This is a genomic window from Streptomyces roseoviridis, assembly GCF_039535235.1.
Taxonomy (GTDB): Bacteria; Actinomycetota; Actinomycetes; order Streptomycetales; family Streptomycetaceae; genus Streptomyces; species Streptomyces roseoviridis.
The window spans coordinates 2,254,107-2,273,391 of record NZ_BAAAWU010000001.1; the positions used below are offsets into that span (position 1 = coordinate 2,254,107).

The following is a 19,285-nucleotide window of genomic DNA, read 5'->3' on the forward strand; positions in this document are numbered from 1 at the left end:
AACCATCCAGGGGTACGGTCCAGCCGTCGCAAGCGCTTGCAGCAACTTGCCGCCGATTCTTGCTTGTCGAGCTCCTCAAGGGAGTCCCCATGGAACGAGGCCCCACCCGACAGCTGCCACGGCTCCCGGCCGTCGGCGCCGTCGCCGCCGTCGCCGCCGTCACCTGCACGCTGCTGAGCCCGCCGGGCCCGGCGTCCGCGACGGCCGGGACGACGGCCGACGCGCGAACCGGGACGACGGCCGCGACGACGGCCGGCACCACCGCGACCGTCTTCTACTCCACGAAGACCAGGAACTGGTCCTCGTACCACCTCCACTACGCCCCCGACGGCGGCTCCTGGACCACCGTGCCCGGCACCGCCATGGAGCCCGCCTGCACCGACTGGGTCAAGAAGACCGTCGACCTGGGCTCCGCGAGCGGCCTGCGGGCCACGTTCAACGACGGCGACGGCACCTGGGACAACAACGGCGGCGCGGACTACGCCCTCGGCACGGGGAACATCACCGTCAAGGACGGGGTCGTCGCCCACTCCGACCCCTGCGCCGGTTCCGGTACGCCCTCCCCCGCCCCTGACTCCGCCACCGTCTACTACTCGACCGAGGCGCTCGGCTGGTCGACGGCGAACCTGCACTACGCGCCGGCCGGCGGCGCCTGGACCACCGTCCCCGGCATCGGCATGCGGGCCGCGTGCGCCGGCTGGTGGAAGCAGACCGTCCCCCTCGGTGCGGCCGCCTCCCTGAAGGCCGCCTTCAACAACGGCAACGGCACCTGGGACAACAACAACGGCGCCGACTACACCCTGCCGGCGGGCACCAGCACGGTGCGGAACCGGACGGTCACCCCGAACGCCCAGGACCCGTGCGCGGCCGCCCCGCCCGACACCACGGCCCCCACCGCACCGGCCGGGCTCACCGCGAAGGCCGACGGCGTCTCCGTCGTCCTGGGGTGGCAGCCGTCCACCGACGACTCGGGCGTCACCGGCTACCAGGTGACCCGCACCGGCGGCAGCGGCGGCAGCGTCGTCACCAGCGTCGGCTCGACCGTCCACACCGACACCGGCCTGGCCGAGCACACCACGTACAGCTACACCGTGCGGGCCGTGGACGCGGCCGGGAACGTCTCCGCCGCCTCCGCCCCCGCCGGGGCCACCACCGGCGCGAAGCCCGCCGCGCCGGCGCCGGGGAAGCCGCTGGGCACCGACCCGCGCAAGGACCCGATCTACTTCGTCCTCACCGCCCGCTTCCACGACGGCGACCCCGCCGGCAACCGGGGCGGCAGCCAGCACGTGAAGTCCGGCAACGCGGCGAACGGCGACCCCATGTTCCGGGGCGACTTCAAGGGCCTGGTCGAGCGGCTCGACTACATCAAGGCGCTCGGCTTCTCCGCCGTGTGGATCACCCCGGTGGTGCTCAACCGCTCGGACTACGACTACCACGGCTACCACGGCTGGGACTTCTACCGGGTCGACCCGCGTCTGGAGTCGGCGGGCGCCTCGTACCAGGACCTCATCGACGCCGCCCACGCCAAGGGCATGAAGATCTACCAGGACGTGGTCTACAACCACTCCTCCCGCTGGGGCGCCAAGGGCCTGTTCACGCCGACCGTCTACGGCGTGCGCGACTCCCAGTGGAGCTGGTACTACGACGAACGGCAGGCCGGCTTCGAGTACGACGGCCTGACCGTGGACGCCAGGAGCGGCAAGTCGTACTACAACGGCGACCTGTGGTCCACCGCCGAGCCGGCCGGCAACACCTGTCTGAACTGGGGGAAGCCCACCGGCGGCAAGAGCCCCGAGGGCTACACGCTCTACAACTGCCAGTGGCCCTCGCCGACCTCCGGCATGTTCCCGAAGGCGCTCTACCACCCGTGCTGGATCGGCAACTGGGAGGGCGAGGACTCCCGTTCCTGCTGGCTGCACGAGGACCTCGCGGACTTCGACACCGAGAGCGCCCCGGTGCAGAACCATCTGATCGGGGCGTACAACAAGTACATCGACATGGGCGTGGACGGCTTCCGCGTGGACACCGCCGTGCACATCCCGCGCACCACCTGGAACCGGCGCTTCCTGCCCGCCATCCAGGAGCGGGTGGCGCAGCGCCACGGCGCCGACGCGGCCCGGAACTTCTTCGTCTTCGGCGAGGTCGCCGCCTTCGTCAACGACAAGTGGAACCGCGGCTCGGTCAACCACTCGGCGCAGTTCTACACGTGGAAGGAGCGCAAGGAGTACGACGCCGACGACGCGAAGGCGAGCCTGGAGATGTACGCCCACGAGCAGCAGCTCGGCCCGTCCGGCCAGCCCACCAGCGACAACGTCTTCCTGCGGGGCAACGCCTACCACGCGCCCGACCACTCGCGCTCCTCCGGCATGCACATCATCGACATGCGCATGCACATGAACTTCGGCGACGCGCAGAACGCCTTCTGGAACGGCAAGGACTCCGACGACAGCGTCAACGACGCCACGTACAACGTGGTCTACGTGGACAGCCACGACTACGGCCCCAACAAGAGCGGCGAGCGCTACGCGGGCGGCACCGACGCGTGGGCCGAGAACATGTCGCTGATGTGGACCTTCCGTGGGATCCCGACCCTTTACTACGGCTCGGAGATCGAGTTCCAGGCCGGGAAGAAGATCGACTGCGGGCCGAGCTGTCCGCTGGCCACGACCGGCCGCGCCTACTTCGGGGACCACCTGGCCGGCCAGGTCACGGCGGCCGGCTTCTCGAAGGTGGCCTTCGCGAGCGGCGCGGTGGCGGCGACCCTGGACAAGCCCCTGGTCAAGCACCTCCAGCGGCTGAACGAGATCCGCCGCGCGGTTCCGGCCCTGCAGTCGGGCCAGTACGCGACGGAGGGCGTCAGCGGGGGCATGGCCTTCAAGCGCCGCTACACCGACGGCGGAACCGACAGCTTCGCCCTGGTCACGGTCAGCGGCGGCGCCACCTTCGGCGGCATCCCGAACGGCACGTACGTGGACGCGGTCACCGGTGACCGCAGGACGGTCACGAACGGCAGCCTGACCGTCGCGGCGCCCGGCAAGGGCAACCTGCGGGTCTACGTGCTCGGCGGGCCCGGGAAGATCGGCGTCGACGGCCCGTACCTGAGGTGATGCACGGGCGGCCGGGCGGGCGGACCGGTCGGTGACACGGAGGGCGGGTCCGGGGGGATCTCGGACGGCGGGCGGAGGGAACGGAACGAGCCACGGGGCGACGCGATCCGGTCGGCCGGTCCGTCCCCTCCGCCCGCCTCCGCGCCCGCGCCCGAGGGCTTCGGCCCGAGCCGGGAGACGCTCTTCGAATCCGGCCTTCGGGGAACCCGGACGGCATCGCGGCCCCGGTCGGCGAAACGTCCGCTTAACGAACACCCCCCTTCGGACAGCGGACGATTTCCGGCCAACTTGTTGACGCGGTCCTGACAGCCAGGGTCCGCAACTGCCAGTCTCTCCCCGGCTCTTCGCATCGATGTTCACCGCATCACTCGTACGTGTTCACCCGTACGTGCTCCACAGCTCTGCTTGCTCCGCCCGGGCGGCCGACCCAGCCCTCCGGTACCCCCCTCGCAAAAGGAGTCTGCGTGAGATCCACGCCCAGCCGCCGCGCCACCGCGACCGGCGCTCTGATCGCCGCCGCCGCCATGGTCGCCGTGACCGTCCAGACCGGCACCGCCACGGCCGACGGCGCCTCGACCGTCGCCCCCAAGGCCCAGGCCGCCGCCCAGGCGAACCCGGGCAAGCTGCCGGCCGACCTCTCCCCGGCCCAGCGCACCGCGCTGATCCGCGCCGCCCAGGCGGACACCGCCGCCACGGCGAAGCAGCTCGGCCTCGGCGCCCAGGAGAAGCTGGTCGTCCGCGACGTCGTCCAGGACCGCGACGGCACGACCCACACGCGCTACGAGCGCACCTTCGCGGGCCTGCCGGTCCTCGGCGGTGACCTGATCGTCGCCGAGACCAAGGCCGGAGCCACCACCTCCGTCGCCAAGGCCACCCGCGCCGACCTCGCCCGGGTGGACACCGCCGCGGCGACCATCGCGCCGGCCGCCGCCGAGAAGCAGGCCGTCGGCCTCGCGAAGGCGGAGGGCTCCAAGGAGACCAAGGCCGAGCGCGCCCCGCGCAAGGTCGTGTGGGCCGCCCAGGGCACCCCCGTCCTCGCCTACGAGACGGTCGTCGGCGGCATCCAGCACGACGGGACCCCGAGCGAGCTGCACGTCGTCACCGACGCGAAGACCGGCGCGAAGCTGTACGAGTGGGAAGGTGTCCACACCGGCACCGGCAACACCCAGTACAGCGGCCAGGTCACCCTCGGCACCGCCCCGTCGTACACGCTCACGGACACGACCCGCGGCAACCACAAGACGTACAACCTCAACCGCGGCACCTCCGGCACCGGTACGCTGTTCACCAACAGCACCGACGTCTGGGGCAACGGTCAGCCGTCGAACCTGGAGACCGCCGGCGCCGACGCCCACTACGGCGCCGCGCTCACCTGGGACTACTACAAGAACGTGCACGGCCGCAGCGGCATCCGCGGCGACGGCGTCGGCGCGTACTCCCGGGTCCACTACGGCAACGCGTACGTCAACGCCTTCTGGTCCGACTCCTGCTTCTGCATGACCTACGGCGACGGCGCCAACAACGCCAAGCCGCTCACCTCCATCGACGTGGCCGCGCACGAGATGACGCACGGCCTCACGTCCAACACGGCGGGCCTGGTCTACAGCGGCGAGTCCGGCGGCCTCAACGAGGCGACCTCCGACATCTTCGCGGCGGCCGTCGAGTTCTACGCCAACAACTCCCAGGACCAGGGCGACTACCTGGTCGGCGAGAAGATCGACATCCGCGGCAACGGCACCCCGCTGCGCTACATGGACAAGCCCAGCAAGGACGGCTCGTCCAAGGACTACTGGTACTCCGGCATCGGCTCGATCGACGTCCACTACTCCTCGGGCCCGGCGAACCACTGGTACTACCTGCTCTCCGAGGGCAGCGGCACGAAGACCGTCAACGGCGTCACCTACGACTCGCCGACCTCCGACGGCCTGCCCGTCACCGGCATCGGCCGGGACAAGGCATCGCTGATCTGGTTCAAGGCGCTCACCACCAAGTTCAACTCCAACACCAACTACGCCGGCGCCCGCACGGGCACCGTCGCGGTGGCGACCGAGCTGTACGGCGCGGGCAGCGCCGAGGTGAAGGCGGTCGAGCACGCCTGGGCCGCCATCAACGTCGGCTCCCGCCCCGGCGGCGGCGACCCGGGCACCGGCAAGGTCTTCACCAACGACGCCGACGTGTCCATCCCGGACAACGGCGCCGCGGTGACCTCCTCCGTGACCGTCTCCGGCGTCACCGGCAACGCGCCCAGCAACCTCGCCGTCGGCGTGGACATCGTCCACACCTACAAGGGTGACCTCGTCGTCGACCTGATCGCCCCCGACGGCTCGGTCTACAACCTGCACAACCGCTCCGGCGGCAGCGCCGACAACATCTCCCAGACCTACACGGTCAACGCCTCCACCGAGGTCGCCAACGGCACCTGGAAGCTCCGCGTCCAGGACAAGGCCTCGATCGACACCGGCTACATCAACAGCTTCAAGCTGACCTTCCCGTAAGACCCGCAGCAGAACGACGGTCCCCGGGGTGCGCGCACCCCGGGGACCGTCGTCGTCGTACGGGACCGCCGTAGGCCGGCCTATCCGGAGCCGGAGGACTACGCCCGCATCCAGGTGGGCGGGAGCCGCGCCCACGTCGCCCCCCTGCTCCCCGACCGCCCCCTCGACGGCCGCCCGCACCGCGTCCCGGCCGAGCCGCCCGGCATGGACGAGTGCGCGTACTACCGCTCGACGATGCTGGCGGCGATCCCGGTGTACCGCCTCTGCTACACCGACGGACGGCTGGCGGACAAGGCACGGCTGCCCTGAGCCCGCGGCGCCCTGCGCACCGTCCGCCGTGCGGGACCCGGCCACCGTGCGCACGACCGGTCGTGAGTCCCGCTGCCGCGACACGGCGCCCCGGCCCCCGAGGACTCCCCGGGTCTCGGGGTGCGCGGGGCCCCGGGGGTGCCCTCACCCGCGTGCCCCGGCCCCCGGGCCGGTCCGCGCGGGCTCAGCGCATGAGCAGGCCCGCGCCCTCCCCCGTCGTCTCCGCCGGCAGTGCCACCAGGCCGAGTTCCGCCGGGTGGGCGAGGGACGGGTGGGCGGGCAGGACGCGGACCGTGCAGCCGAAGGGGCCGGTGCGGTCCAGGGACAGGGCGCCCGCGTAGGGGATGCGGCCCTCCAGGTCGGGGCCGCCGGCCGGCTTCAGGACACTGGTCCGCGCGTCCATGAGCCGGTCGTCGGCGTCCACCCGGCCGGTCACGGCCTGCACCTCGACGTCCTCGGGGCCGAGTTCGCCCAGCGCCACCCGGACCCGGACGGCCGGGGTCGCCCCCAGCTCCGCGTCCGCCTCCTCCAGGTCGTCGCCGACCTCCACGTGATCCACGGACACCTTCGGCCAGGCCGCCCGCACCCGGGCCTTCCAGGCGGCCAGCGCGCGGGCCTCGTCCGGGCCGAGCGCCCGCCGGTCCGCGGCGGCGGGGGCGTACAGCCGCTCCACGTACTCCCGGACCATCCGGTCGGCGAGCACCTTCGGGCCGAGGTCGGTGAGGGTGCGCCGGACCATCGCCGTCCAGCCGGCCGGCACCCCGTCGGGGCCCCGGTCGTAGAAGCGGGGCGCGACCCGGTGCTCGATCAGCTCGTACAGCGCGGCGGCCTCCAGGTCGTCCCTGCGGTCCTCGTCGAGGGCCGCGGCGCCGTCGGCGGTCGGGATGGCCCAGCCGAAGTCCGGCTCGAACCACTCGTCCCACCAGCCGTCCAGGACGGACAGGTTGAGGCAGCCGTTGAGGGCGGCCTTCATCCCGCTCGTCCCGCAGGCCTCCAGCGGCCGCAGCGGGTTGTTCAGCCAGACGTCGCAGCCGGGGTAGAGCCCGCGGGCCATGCCCATCCCGTAGTCGGGCAGGAAGACGATCCGGTGGCGCACCCGCGGGTCGTCGGCGAACCGGACCAGCTCCCGCACCAGCTTCTTGCCGCCGTCGTCCCGGGGGTGCGCCTTACCCGCGACGACCAGTTGCACGGGCCGCTCGGGGTGCAGCAGCAGGGCGCGCAGCCGGTCCTTGTCGCGCAGCATCAGCGTCAGCCGCTTGTACGAGGGGACCCGGCGGGCGAAGCCGATGGTGAGCACGTCGGGGTCGAGGACGGTGTCGGTCCAGCCGAGTTCGGCGGCCGCCGCGCCCCGCTGCCGCCAGGATTCCCGCACCCGGTGCCGCACGTCCTTGACGAGCCGTTCCCGCAGGGTGCGCCGCAGCTCCCACAGCTCCCGGTCGTCGGCGTCGGGGCCCAGCCGGGCGACCTCGGGGGCCGTCCAGGTCGGGGCGTGGACGCCGTTGGTGATCGAGGTGAGGGGCAGTTCCTCGGGGTCGAAGCCCGGCCACAGGCCGGCGAACATGGCGCGGCTGACCTCCCCGTGGAGGGTGGACACGCCGTTGGCGCGGCGGGCGAGCCGCAGACCCATGGCGGCCATGTTGAAGACGCCGGGCTCGCCGCCGAGCGCGGTCTCGTCGCCGAGGGCGAGGATCCGGCCGGTGTCGACGCCGGGCAGGGCGCCGTCCTCGCCGAGGTGGCGGGCGACCAGGGCCCGGTCGAAGCGGTCGATGCCGGCGGCCACGGGAGTGTGGGTGGTGAACACGGTGCCGGCCCGCACGAGTTCCAGGGCGGCGTCGAAGTCGAGTCCCGTGCCGCCCAGTTCGCGGATGCGTTCGAGGCCGAGGAAGCCGGCGTGGCCCTCGTTGGTGTGGAAGACCTCGGGCGCCGGCGTGCCGGTGAGCCGGGTGTACGTCCGCACGGCGCGGACGCCGCCGATGCCGAGCAGCATCTCCTGGAGGAGCCGGTGCTCGCTGCCGCCGCCGTAGAGCCGGTCGGTGACCTCGCGTTCGCCGGGGGCGTTCTCCTCGACGTCGGAGTCGAGCATCAGCAGCGGCACCCGGCCCACCTGGGCGGTCCAGATGTGGGCGTGCAGGCTGCGCCCGCCGGGCAGGGCGAGGGTGACCCGGGCGGGGCTGCCGTCGGGCTCGCGGAGCAGGGCGACGGGCAGTTCGCCGGGGTCGAGCACCGGATAGTGCTCCTGCTGCCAGCCGTCGCGGGAGAGGGACTGGCGGAAGTAGCCGTGGCGGTAGAGCAGTCCGACGCCGATGAGCGGGACGCCGAGGTCACTGGCCGCCTTGAGGTGGTCGCCGGCGAGGATGCCGAGGCCGCCGGAGTACTGCGGCAGGGCGGCGGTGACGCCGAACTCGGGCGAGAAGTAGGCGATGGCGGCGGGCTGCTCGCCGGGCTGCCGCTGGTACCAGCGGGGTTCGGTCAGATAGCGGTCGAGGTCCTCGGCCGCCTCCCGCAGCCGGGCCAGGAAGTCCTGGTCGGCGGCGAGCGCGGCGAGCCGCCCGGCGCCGATGGAGCCGAGCGCGCGGACGGGGTCGCCGTCGGCGGCGCGCAGCACCTCGGGATCGACGGTCTCGAAGAGTTCGCGGGTGGGTTCGTGCCAGGACCAGCGCAGGTTGCGCGCCAGGTCGGCGAGGGGTCGAAGGGTGTCGGGGAGGACGGGACGCACGGTGAATCGACGGATTGCCTTCACGTGTTCCACCTTCGCAGGCCGTGACGGACCGGAGCGGAAGCACCACGCTGTGCCGCCGCCGCTGTCGTCCCGCGAGCCTAGGGGACCGGCGGCGGGGCCCGCCACGGCGCGTACGGGGGCGGCGGGGCGCCCGTGGGTGAGCCCCTTCCCGAGGGGTGCGGCCGAACGGAGCGGGCGGCGGGGCGGTCTGAGGCACCGCCACGACAGGGCCATACGGGGGACGTCCGGCACCGGGTCCACGGACCGGCCGGGAGGGGGAAGCGCCGGCGTCCCACGAGGACGGGGCCGGTTTCTTGTCCAGGACGCGTTCTTGTGGCGGCGGCTACGCCCTAGTAGTTAACAAAGCGCCGGATTGCCCACCCGAATTCCGGGGGAAGGCTCCTCTCCGTACCCCTCCGGACCGTCTTCAGACCCGCCATCCGAGTGAACGCGCACAGCAGCGGCGATGCCCGCGACCCGTGGGCCGTCGACGGAGCTAGAAAGAGCGCACACCACCCGCACCCTCGTGAACCGTCAGGTGATGCCGTGAATCCGCTCATGGGACGTATTCCCGTTATGGACGTCCGCCCGCTGGTCGACTGTGGCCGCCGTCCCGCGAAGGCGGTGGTGGGTGAGACCTTCGAGGTCACGGCCACCGTCTTCCGGGAGGGGCACGACGCGGTCGCCGCCAACGTCGTGCTGCGCGGCCCGTCGGGCCGGTCCGGTCCCTGGATCCCGATGCGCGAGCTGGCGCCGGGCACCGACCGGTGGGGGGCCGAGATCACCCCCGACGCCGAGGGGCTGTGGACGTATCAGGTCGAGGCGTGGAGCGATCCGCTGACGACCTGGCGGCATGTCGCGAAGATCAAGATTCCGGCGGGGATCGATTCCGAGCTGGTCCTCGCCGAGGGCGCCGAGCTGCACGAGCGGGCGGCGAAGGGCGTGCCGAAGAAGGGCGGCGGCCGTGAGGCGGTGCTCGCCGTGGCGGACACGCTGCGCGACGAGTCCCGCCCGGCCGCGGTACGGCTCGCGGCGGCGCTCGCACCGCGGGTCCTCGATGCCCTTCAGCGCCATCCGCTGCGGGAACTGGTCACCGCCTCGCCCAAGTTGCCGCTGCGGGTGGAGCGGGAGCGGGCCCTCTTCGGTTCCTGGTACGAGTTCTTCCCGCGTTCGGAGGGCGTACGGAAGGTGCGGGGCCGGACGGTGCCGGGCACGTTCCGCACGGCGGCCGAGCGGCTGCCGGCCATCGCCGCGATGGGTTTCGACGTGGTGTACCTGCCGCCGATCCACCCGATCGGCGTCACCCACCGCAAGGGCCCGAACAACTCGCTGTCGGCGAGCCCCGAGGACGTGGGCGTGCCGTGGGCGATCGGCTCGCCGGAGGGCGGTCACGACGCCGTCCACCCGGACCTCGGCACGATCGAGGACTTCGACGCCTTCGTGGCCCGGGCGCGCGAGCTGCGCCTGGAGATCGCCCTGGACTTCGCGCTGCAGTGCTCGCCGGACCACCCGTGGGTGGACAAGCACCCGGAGTGGTTCGCCCGCCGCCCGGACGGCTCGATCGCGTACGCCGAGAACCCGCCGAAGAAGTACCAGGACATCTATCCGATCGCCTTCGACAAGGCCGCCGACAACATGGACGGGATCGTCGCGGAGACGGTCCGGGTGCTGCGGCACTGGATGGACCACGGGGTGCGGATCTTCCGGGTGGACAACCCGCACACCAAGCCGGTGGTCTTCTGGGAGCGGGTGATCGGGGAGATCAACCGCGCCGACCCGGACGTGATCTTCCTGGCGGAGGCGTTCACCCGGCCCGCGATGATGCACACCCTGGGGGCGGTCGGCTTCCAGCAGTCGTACACGTACTTCACCTGGCGCAACACCAAGGCGGAGATCACCGAGTACCTGACGGAGCTCTCCGGGGAGACGGCCGCGTACATGCGTCCGAACCTCTTCGTGAACACGCCGGACATCCTGCCCGCCTACCTCCAGCACGGTGGCCGCCCCGCGTTCGAGGTGCGGGCGGTGCTCGCCGCGACCCTCTCGCCCACCTGGGGCGTGTACGCGGGGTACGAGCTGTGCGAGAACACCCCGCTGCGGGACGGCAGCGAGGAGTACCTGGACTCGGAGAAGTACCAACTGCGGCCCCGCGACTGGGAGTCGGCGGAGCGTTCGGGGGCGTCGATCGCGCCGCTGATCGCCACGCTGAACCGGATCAGGCGCCGCCACCCGGCCCTGCGCCGGCTGCGGAACCTGACCTTCCACCAGGCCGACAACGACGCCGTCATCGCGTACAGCAAGCGTTCGGGGCCGAACACCGTCCTGGTGGTCGCCAACCTCGACCCCCACCACACCCAGGAGGCCACGGTCTCGTTGAACATGCCGGAACTCGGCCTCGCCTGGCACGAGACCGTGCCGGTGCGCGACGAGCTCACCGGCGAGACCTATCACTGGGGCAGGGCCAATTACGTGCGTCTCGAGCCGGGTGTCACGCCCGCACACGTACTCGTCCTGCGACCGTCCCCGCAGACCGGAGGGTCACCCACATCATGACTGTCAACGAGCCCGTCCCCGACACCTTCGAGGACACCCCCGCCAAGGACCGCGATCCCGAGTGGTTCAAGCGGGCGGTCTTCTACGAGGTCCTGGTCCGCTCCTTCCAGGACAGCAACGGCGACGGAGTCGGCGACCTGAAGGGCATCACGTCCCGCCTGGACTACCTCCAGTGGCTGGGCGTGGACTGCCTCTGGCTGCCGCCGTTCTTCAACTCCCCGCTGCGGGACGGCGGCTACGACGTCGCCGACTACACCTCCGTGCTGCCCGAGTTCGGCGACCTGGCCGACTTCGTGGAGTTCGTGGACGCGGCCCACGCCCGCGGGATGCGCGTGATCATCGACTTCGTCATGAACCACACCAGTGACGCCCACCCGTGGTTCCAGCAGTCGCGTTCCGACCCGGACGGCCCGTACGGGGACTACTACGTCTGGGCGGACGACGACAAGCAGTTCGCGGACGCCCGGATCATCTTCGTCGACACCGAGACCTCCAACTGGACCTTCGACCCGGTCCGCAAGCAGTACTACTGGCACCGCTTCTTCTCCCACCAGCCGGACCTCAACTACGAGAACCCGGCGGTCCAGGAGGAGATCCTGTCCGCGCTGCGCTTCTGGCTGGACCTCGGCATCGACGGCTTCCGGCTCGACGCGGTGCCGTACCTGTACCAGCAGGAGGGCACCAACTGCGAGAACCTGCCCGCGACCCACGCCTTCCTCAAGCGGGTCCGCAAGGAGATCGACGACCACTACCCGGACACGGTGCTGCTCGCCGAGGCCAACCAGTGGCCGGAGGACGTGGTCGACTACTTCGGCGACTTCCGCTCGGGCGGCGACGAGTGCCACATGGCCTTCCACTTCCCGGTGATGCCGCGGATCTTCATGGCCGTGCGGCGCGAGTCCCGCTACCCGGTCTCCGAGATCCTGGCGAAGACCCCGGAGATCCCCTCCGGCTGCCAGTGGGGCATCTTCCTGCGCAACCACGACGAGCTCACCCTCGAGATGGTCACGGACGAAGAGCGCGACTACATGTACGCCGAGTACGCCAAGGACCCGCGAATGCGGGCCAACATCGGCATCCGGCGGCGGCTCGCCCCGCTCCTCGACAACGACCGCAAGCAGATGGAGCTGTTCACCGCCCTGCTGTTCTCCCTGCCGGGCTCGCCGGTGCTGTACTACGGCGACGAGATCGGCATGGGCGACAACATCTGGCTGGGCGACCGGGACGGGGTGCGCACCCCGATGCAGTGGACCCCGGACCGCAACGCGGGCTTCTCGTCCTGCGATCCGGGGCGGCTGTACCTGCCGGCCATCATGGACCCGGTGCACGGCTACCAGGTGACCAACGTCGAGGCGGGCATGGCCTCGCCGTCCTCGCTGCTGCACTGGACAAAGCGGATGATCGAGATCCGGAAGCAGAACCGGGCCTTCGGGCTCGGCACGTACACCGAACTGCCCTCGTCCAACCCGGCGGTGCTGGCCTTCCTGCGCGAGTCCGCCGACGACCTGGTGCTGTGCGTGAACAACTTCTCCCGCTTCGCCCAGCCGACGGAGCTGGACCTGCGCCGTTTCGACGGGGCGAAGCCGGTGGAACTGATCGGCGGGGTGGAGTTCCCGCCGATCGGACAGTGGCCGTACCTGCTGACCCTCGCCGGACACGGCTTCTACTGGTTCCGCCTCAAGCAGTCCTGAAGTACCGTCGATTCAGTTCTGTCCCGTGTGGGGCGGTTTCCCCCGCCCCACCATGGGCACTGTGTGACACAACGCTCACTCCCTGTGCTTCAGGTCCATACGGGCCTTCTTGTCGGGCCCATACGGATCTTCCCCCTCGACACGTCCCGCACAGCCGGACAGCCGAAGCCGCCATCCGGGACACTCTGCGCATTTGAACACTTACGAACACCCCTTGCGCACCCCGGGGAAAGGACGCGATGCCATGCCGGAGACCGCATCCACCACCCGGGCCCCGGATGCCCTCCTACCGTCGCTCACGCCCTTGCTGCACACCTGGCTGCCACGGCAGCGCTGGTTCGCCGGCAAGGGCCGCCGGGTCACCGGGTTCACCCTGGACGCGGCCACCGAGCTGCTGCCGCTGGACGGCACCGGACCCGGTCTCCTCCACCTGCTCGTACGGGTGGAGCAACCCGGCCGGCCGGCCGGGACGCCCGCCGACTGCTACCAGGTGCTCCTGGGCGTGCGGAGCCAGTTGCCGCCCCGCCTCGCCCCCGCGCTGATCGGCCGGATCCGCCAGGGTCCGCTCGCCGGACGGGCGGTCTACGAGGCCCTGCGCGACCCACGGCTCGCCGGGCTGCTCTACGAAAGGCTGCGCAGCCCCGGCCGGACCGGGCCGCTGCGCTTCCACACCACCGCGCCGCTGCCGCCCGCGCTCGCCCCCAGGGTCCTGGACGCCGAGCAGTCCAACTCCTCCCTGGTCTACGGAGATTCGTTCATCCTCAAGATCTTCCGGCGGGTCAGTCCGGGCGCCAACCCGGACCTGGAGCTGCCGCTGGCCCTCGCCCGGGCCGGCTGTGCCCGGGTGCCGGCCCCGGTCGCCTGGTTCGAGACGGGCACGGCGACGCTCGGGGTGCTGCAGCCCTATCTGCGCGACTCGCGCGACGGCTGGCGCCTCGCCCTCGACGCGCTCGCCGACGGGCGCGAGTTCACCCGGGAGGCGCACGCGCTGGGCCGCGCCACGGCGGAGGTCCACCTCGCCCTGGCCACCGCCCTGCCCACCGAGCGGCTGCCGCGCGACCGGGCCGAGCACCTGGCTGCGGCGATGGACGCCCGGCTGCACAGCGCCGCCCAGGCCGTGCCCGCGCTGCTGCCGTACGTGCCGGGGCTGCGGGCCGTCTTCGCGGCGGCCGGCGACTCCCTCGGCTCGGGCCGGCTCCAGCGCATCCACGGCGACCTGCACCTCGGGCAGACGCTGCGGGGCTCCGACGGGGCCTGGGCGGTGATCGACTTCGAGGGCGAGCCCGCCAAGCCGCTGGACGAGCGCCGCAGCGCACAGCCGCCGGTCCGCGACATCGCCGGCATGCTCCGCTCCTTCGACTACGCGGCCCGCACGCACCGCCCCTGGAACGCGGAGTGGGCGGCCCGCTGCCGCGCCGCCTACTGCACCGGCTACGCGGAGGCCTCCGGCACGGACCCCCGCGACCATCCGGCGCTGCTGCGGGCCTACGAGACGGACAAGGCGGTCTACGAGGTCGTCTACGAGGCCCGCCACCGCCCCGACTGGCTCCCGGTGCCGATGGCGGCGATCGAACGCCTGGCGGGGGCGGGGGCGGAGTGACCCACGCTGCCGCGGGAGCCCGCCTGGGCGACCGTCCCGGAACCGGCCGGAGGGCCGGTCACCCGTTCGGCGCACCCCGCCCCCGTTCGGGGCGGGTCCTGCCTGCGGGGGAAGGGACGGGGCCCGTTCGGCGGAGTGTCCCGAGCGGAACGCGCCGCGTTGCGCTTGCGTGGGAAGCGCGACTCCCGCTCCACCTCCCCCGTGCCACTCCCCCGCTCCATCCCCCTGTTCCCCCTGTTCCCCCTTCCCCTTTCCCTTTCCAGGAGGCATCCCGGTGACCGCCCGATCCGCAGGCAAGACAGCCCGCAAGCCGAAGACGCCCGCACCCCGGGCCGAGGCCAAGCCGGACGGCCAGGACCGGGCCGCCGTACGGAAGGCGCCACCGCTCGACGCGGGGGAACGGGCGCGGCTGCTCGCCGGTGAGCACCACGACCCGCACGCGCTGCTCGGCGCCCACCCGGTACGGGGCGGGATCGCGGTGCGGGTGCTGCGCCCGTGGGCCCGGGAGGTCACCGTCCTGGCCAAGGGGAAGCGGTACGCGCTGCACGACGAGGGCGACGGCCTGTTCACCGGTGTGCTCCCGCTCCTGCGCAAGGTCCCGGAGTACGAGCTCCGGGTCCGCTACGACGGCGACGAGCTCGCGGTCGTCGACCCGTACCGCTTCCTGCCCGCCCTCGGCGAGCTCGATCTGCACCTGATCGGCGAGGGCCGCCACGAGGAGCTGTGGACGGCGCTCGGGGCGCGGGTGATGACCCACCAGGGCGTCACCGGCACCCGCTTCACGGTGTGGGCGCCGAACGCCCGCGGCGTGCGGGTCACCGGCGACTGGACGTACTGGGACGGCACCGCCCTGCCGATGCGCTCGCTCGGTTCGACGGGCGTGTGGGAGCTGTTCGTGCCGGGCATCGGCGAGGGGGCGGTCTACAAGTTCGACATCGCCCGCCCGGACGGCTCGCACACCCTGCGCGCCGACCCGATGGCCCGCCGCACCGAGTGCCCGCCGAACACCGCCTCGATCGTGACCGCCGACCACCACGAGTGGCAGGACGAGGAGTGGATGGCCCGGCGCGGGGCGCGGCCCCACCACGAGGCGCCGCTGTCGGTCTACGAGGTCCACCTGCCGTCCTGGCGGCCCGGCCTCACGTACCGGCAGCTCGCCGAGCAGCTGCCCGCGTACGTCGCCGACCTCGGCTTCACGCACGTGGAGTTCATGGCCGTCGCCGAGCACCCCTTCCACGGCTCCTGGGGCTACCAGGTCACCGGTTTCTACGCGCCGACGGCCCGCCTGGGCACCCCGGACGACTTCCGCTTCCTCGTCGACGCGCTGCACCGGGCCGGCATCGGCGTCCTGATGGACTGGGTGCCGGCGCACTTCCCGCGCGACGACTGGGCCCTCGCCGAGTTCGACGGGCGCCCGCTGTACGAGCACGAGGACCCGCGCCGTTCGGCCCACCCGGACTGGGGCACGCTGGAGTTCGACTACGGCCGCAAGGAGGTGCGGAACTTCCTCGTCGCCAACGCGGTGTACTGGTGCGAGCAGTTCCACCTCGACGGCCTGCGGGTGGACGCGGTCGCCTCCATGCTCTACCTGGACTACTCGCGCGAGCACGGGGAGTGGCTGCCGAACGAGTTCGGCGGCCGCGAGAACCTGGACGCGGTGGCCTTCCTCCAGGAGATGAACGCCACGGTGTACAAGCGCTGCCCCGGCGTCATCACCTTCGCCGAGGAGTCCACCGCCTGGGACGGCGTGACCCGGCCGACCGACCAGGTGGGTCCGGGCGGCTTCGGCGGCCTCGGCTTCGGCATGAAGTGGAACATGGGCTGGATGCACGACTCCCTCGGCTACGTCGAGAAGGACCCGGTGCACCGCAAGTACCACCACCACGAGATGACCTTCTCGATGGTGTACGCGTACAGCGAGAACTACATCCTGCCGATCTCCCACGACGAGGTCGTGCACGGCAAGCGCGCCCTGGTGTCGAAGATGCCGGGCGACTGGTGGCAGCGGCGCGCCAACCACCGCGCGTACCTGGGCTTCATGTGGGCCCACCCGGGCAAGCAGCTGCTCTTCATGGGGCAGGAGTTCGCACAGGGCGCGGAGTGGTCGGCGGAGCACGGCCCCGAGTGGTGGCTGATGGACGAGACGTACCACTCGGCCGGTGACCACCGGGGCGTACGGGACCTGGTGCGGGACCTGAACACGGTGTACACGGCGACGCCGTCGCTGTGGGAGCGGGACACCTCGCCCGAGGGCTTCCAGTGGGTCGCGGGCGACGCGGCCGAGGACAACGTCTTCGCCTTCCTGCGCTTCGACGCGGCCGGCTCCCCGCTCCTGGTGGTGTGCAACTTCTCGCCGGTGGTGCGGGCGGACTACCGGATCGGCGTGCCGGACGCCTTCGCCGCCTGGGCGGAGGTGCTGAACACGGACGCGGCCCGCTACGGCGGCAGCGGCGTGGTGGGCACCGACCCGCTGAAGACCGAGTCGGTGCCGTGGCACGGCCGTCCGGCGAGCGTACGGATGACGCTGCCGCCGCTGGCGACGGTCTGGCTCAGGCCGGCCTGATCACGCCCAGGCGCTGGGTGGCCCGGGTCAGTGCCACGTACAGGTCGTTGGTCCCGTGCGCGGCGCCGGCCCGGATGCCGTCGGGGTCGACGACCAGGACGGTGTCGAACTCCAGGCCCTTGGCCTGGCGCGGGTCGAGCAGGACGACCGGGCTCGTCAGGTCGGGCGCGGGGCCGTACGAGGCGTCGGGAAGGGCCGCGATCAGGGCGGGGTGCAGGGCCTCGGGTGCGATGACGGCGAGCCTGCCCTCGGGCCGTGCCTCGGCCGCCACCGCGTCGGCGGTCTCCTTCACCGGGTCCTCGACGGTGCGGTCCCAGGGCTCGACGCCCGTGGACCGCACCGAGCTCGGCGGCTCGAAGTCCGGGTCGGCCTCGCGGCGCACGGCGGCGGCGACCGCCATGATCTCGGCGGGCGTGCGGTAGTTGACGCCGAGCCGTACGAGCTGCCAGCGGTCCTCCACGTACGGCGCGAGGATCTCCTCCCAGGCGCCGACGCCCGCCGGGTCGCCGGTCTGCGCCGGGTCGCCGACCAGGGTCATGGAGCGGGTGGGGCTGCGGCGCATCAGGAGGCGCCACAGCATCGCGGACAGCTCCTGCGCCTCGTCGACGATGATGTGCCCGAACGCCCAGGTGCGGTCGGCGGCGGCGCGTTCGGCGGCGCTGCGGTGGTCGGCCTCCTCGTGCCGTTCGGCGAAGCGTTCGGCGTCGATGATGTCGTGTGCGGACAGCACCTCGGAGGCGTCCTTGTCGAGCTCCTCCTTGTCCTCGAACTCGTAGGTGCGCGAGGCGTAGGAGACGTCGAGGACGCCCTGCGCGTACTGGATCCGCTTCTGCCGCTCGGCCTCCTCGGCGGCGCGGGCTGCGGCGTCGTCCTCGCCGAGGAGTTCGGCGGCCTCGTCGAGCAGCGGGACGTCGGCGGGCGTCCACGGTCCGCCGTCCCGGCGGATGGCGGCGGCGTCCTCCTCGTCGAGGTGGGTGGGTTCGGCGAGGTAGTCGGCGAGGAACTCCTGCGGGGTGAGGGGCGGCCAGAGGGTGTCGAGGGCGCGGTGCACCTCGGGGTTGGCGGCGACGCCCTTGGCGAGCAGGGCACGGTCGTCGGGGCCGAGGAAGTTGGGTCCGCCGTAGGGGTCGGCGCCGATGCGGTCGGCGAGCTGTTCGGCGAGCGCGTCGAGGATCGCGAAGACGAAGTAGGGGCGGGCCAGGTTGTGCGGCAGGAAGGTCTCGCGGGCCCGGTGGCGGGCTTCGAGGGCCATGTCCCAGTCGATGACGAGGTCGCCGTCGTCGTGCGGGACGATCAGCGGCGCGCCGCGCTCGGGCACCTGCTGGCGGTCCCGTACGGCGTTCGCGAGCGCGTCGGCCATGGCGGCGGAGCCCTTGACGGCGGCCGCGCGGGGGGTGTCGGTGCCGGTGGCGCGGACGCCGGGGAAGAGCTCACCGGGGGTGGCGAGCAGGACACCGGTCTCGCCGAGGGAGGGCAGGACGTTGCCGATGTAGCCGAGGAAGGCGGGGTTGGGGCCGACGATGAGCACGGCCCGCCTGGCGAGCTGCTCGCGGTGGGCGTAGAGCAGGTAGGCGGCGCGGTGCAGGGCGACGGCGGTCTTGCCGGTGCCGGGTCCGCCCTCGACGACGAGGACGCCGCCGTGCGGGGAGCGGATGATGGCGTCCTGCTCGGCCTGGATGGTCTGCACGATGTCGTGCATGCGGCCGGTTCGGGCGGCGTCGAGGGCGGCGAGGAGCACCTCGTCGGCGTCGCGGTTCTCGTGGCCGGTGCGGGTGGCGTCGGCCAGGTCGAGGACCTCGTCGTGGAGGGAGACGACCTCACGGCCCCGGGTGGTGAGGTGGCGCCTGCGCCGCAGGCCCATCGGCTCGTAGCCGGTGGCGAGGTAGAAGGGGCGGGCGATGTCGGCGCGCCAGTCGACGACGAGCGGGGTGCGGTGGGCGTCGTCCTCGCGGATGCCGAGGCGGCCGATGTGGTGGTCGCGGCCGTCCTGGAAGACGAGCCGGCCGAAGCAGAGTCCGCTCTCGCCGGCATCGAGGGCGGCGAGCAGTCCGGACTGTTCGGCGACGAGCACGTCCCGCTCCAGGCGGGCCTGGGCGCTGCCCGCGCCGGGCGTGGCGAGGGCGGCCGCGACGCCGGCCTCGGCCTGGTCCCTGAGGGCGTCGAGTCGGGCGTAGAGCTCGGTGATGAATTTCTGCTCGTTCCGAAATTCTTCGGTTGACAATTCGACTCCCGCCGCGATACAGTGCGT

General features: G+C 72.2%; 9 protein-coding genes. 7 read left to right on the forward strand and 2 right to left on the reverse strand.

Translation table 11 applies throughout. The annotated features are described in order from the left end of the window. Positions 1 to 89 precede the first annotated feature (89 nt). The 3 genes from ABD954_RS10010 (at position 90) to ABD954_RS10020 (ending at position 5,911) form a co-directional block, all read left to right on the forward strand. Positions 90 to 3,107 (forward strand): carbohydrate binding domain-containing protein, encoded by a 3,018-nt coding sequence (locus ABD954_RS10010; protein WP_345485538.1) that lies wholly within the window; start codon positions 90 to 92, stop codon positions 3,105 to 3,107. A 464-nt stretch (positions 3,108 to 3,571) separates the two neighbouring features. After that, entirely contained in the window at positions 3,572 to 5,602 is a 2,031-nt protein-coding gene (locus ABD954_RS10015; protein WP_345485539.1) for a M4 family metallopeptidase, read from the forward strand. Between the two features lie 114 nt (positions 5,603 to 5,716). Further along, positions 5,717 to 5,911, forward strand: coding sequence for a hypothetical protein (locus ABD954_RS10020; protein ID WP_345485540.1), 195 nt, complete (start codon positions 5,717 to 5,719; stop codon positions 5,909 to 5,911). 184 nt (positions 5,912 to 6,095) lie between these two features. On the opposite strand, the gene glgP is transcribed toward ABD954_RS10020, so the two are convergent. Further along, the gene (gene glgP / locus ABD954_RS10025; protein WP_345485541.1) at positions 6,096 to 8,651 is read right to left on the reverse strand and encodes an alpha-glucan family phosphorylase; all 2,556 of its coding nucleotides are present in this window, start codon (positions 8,649 to 8,651) and stop codon (positions 6,096 to 6,098) included. Positions 8,652 to 9,188: 537 nt separating this feature from the next. On the opposite strand from glgP, the gene ABD954_RS10030 reads away from it, so the two are divergent. The 4 genes from ABD954_RS10030 (at position 9,189) to glgB (ending at position 17,037) form a co-directional block, all read left to right on the forward strand. Continuing rightward, the gene (locus ABD954_RS10030) at positions 9,189 to 11,183 is read left to right on the forward strand and encodes an alpha-1,4-glucan--maltose-1-phosphate maltosyltransferase (protein WP_345485542.1); all 1,995 of its coding nucleotides are present in this window, start codon (positions 9,189 to 9,191) and stop codon (positions 11,181 to 11,183) included. Then, positions 11,180 to 12,874 carry a maltose alpha-D-glucosyltransferase gene (gene treS / locus ABD954_RS10035; protein ID WP_345485543.1) on the forward strand — a complete coding sequence of 565 codons (1,695 nt, stop codon included), beginning with the start codon at positions 11,180 to 11,182 and terminating at the stop codon, positions 12,872 to 12,874. The genes ABD954_RS10030 and treS overlap by 4 nt, the downstream gene beginning before the upstream one ends. 244 nt (positions 12,875 to 13,118) lie before the next feature. After that, positions 13,119 to 14,474, forward strand: coding sequence for a maltokinase N-terminal cap-like domain-containing protein (locus ABD954_RS10040; RefSeq protein ID WP_345485544.1), 1,356 nt, complete (start codon positions 13,119 to 13,121; stop codon positions 14,472 to 14,474). A gap of 274 nt (positions 14,475 to 14,748) precedes the next feature. After that, positions 14,749 to 17,037 (forward strand): 1,4-alpha-glucan branching enzyme, encoded by a 2,289-nt coding sequence (gene glgB / locus ABD954_RS10045; RefSeq protein ID WP_345485545.1) that lies wholly within the window; start codon positions 14,749 to 14,751, stop codon positions 17,035 to 17,037. Here the strand turns inward: glgB and ABD954_RS10050 are convergent. Further along, positions 17,024 to 19,258 carry a HelD family protein gene (locus ABD954_RS10050; RefSeq protein ID WP_345485546.1) on the reverse strand — a complete coding sequence of 745 codons (2,235 nt, stop codon included), beginning with the start codon at positions 19,256 to 19,258 and terminating at the stop codon, positions 17,024 to 17,026. The two genes, glgB and ABD954_RS10050, sit on opposite strands and share 14 nt — an antisense overlap. Positions 19,259 to 19,285: the final 27 nt, after the last annotated feature.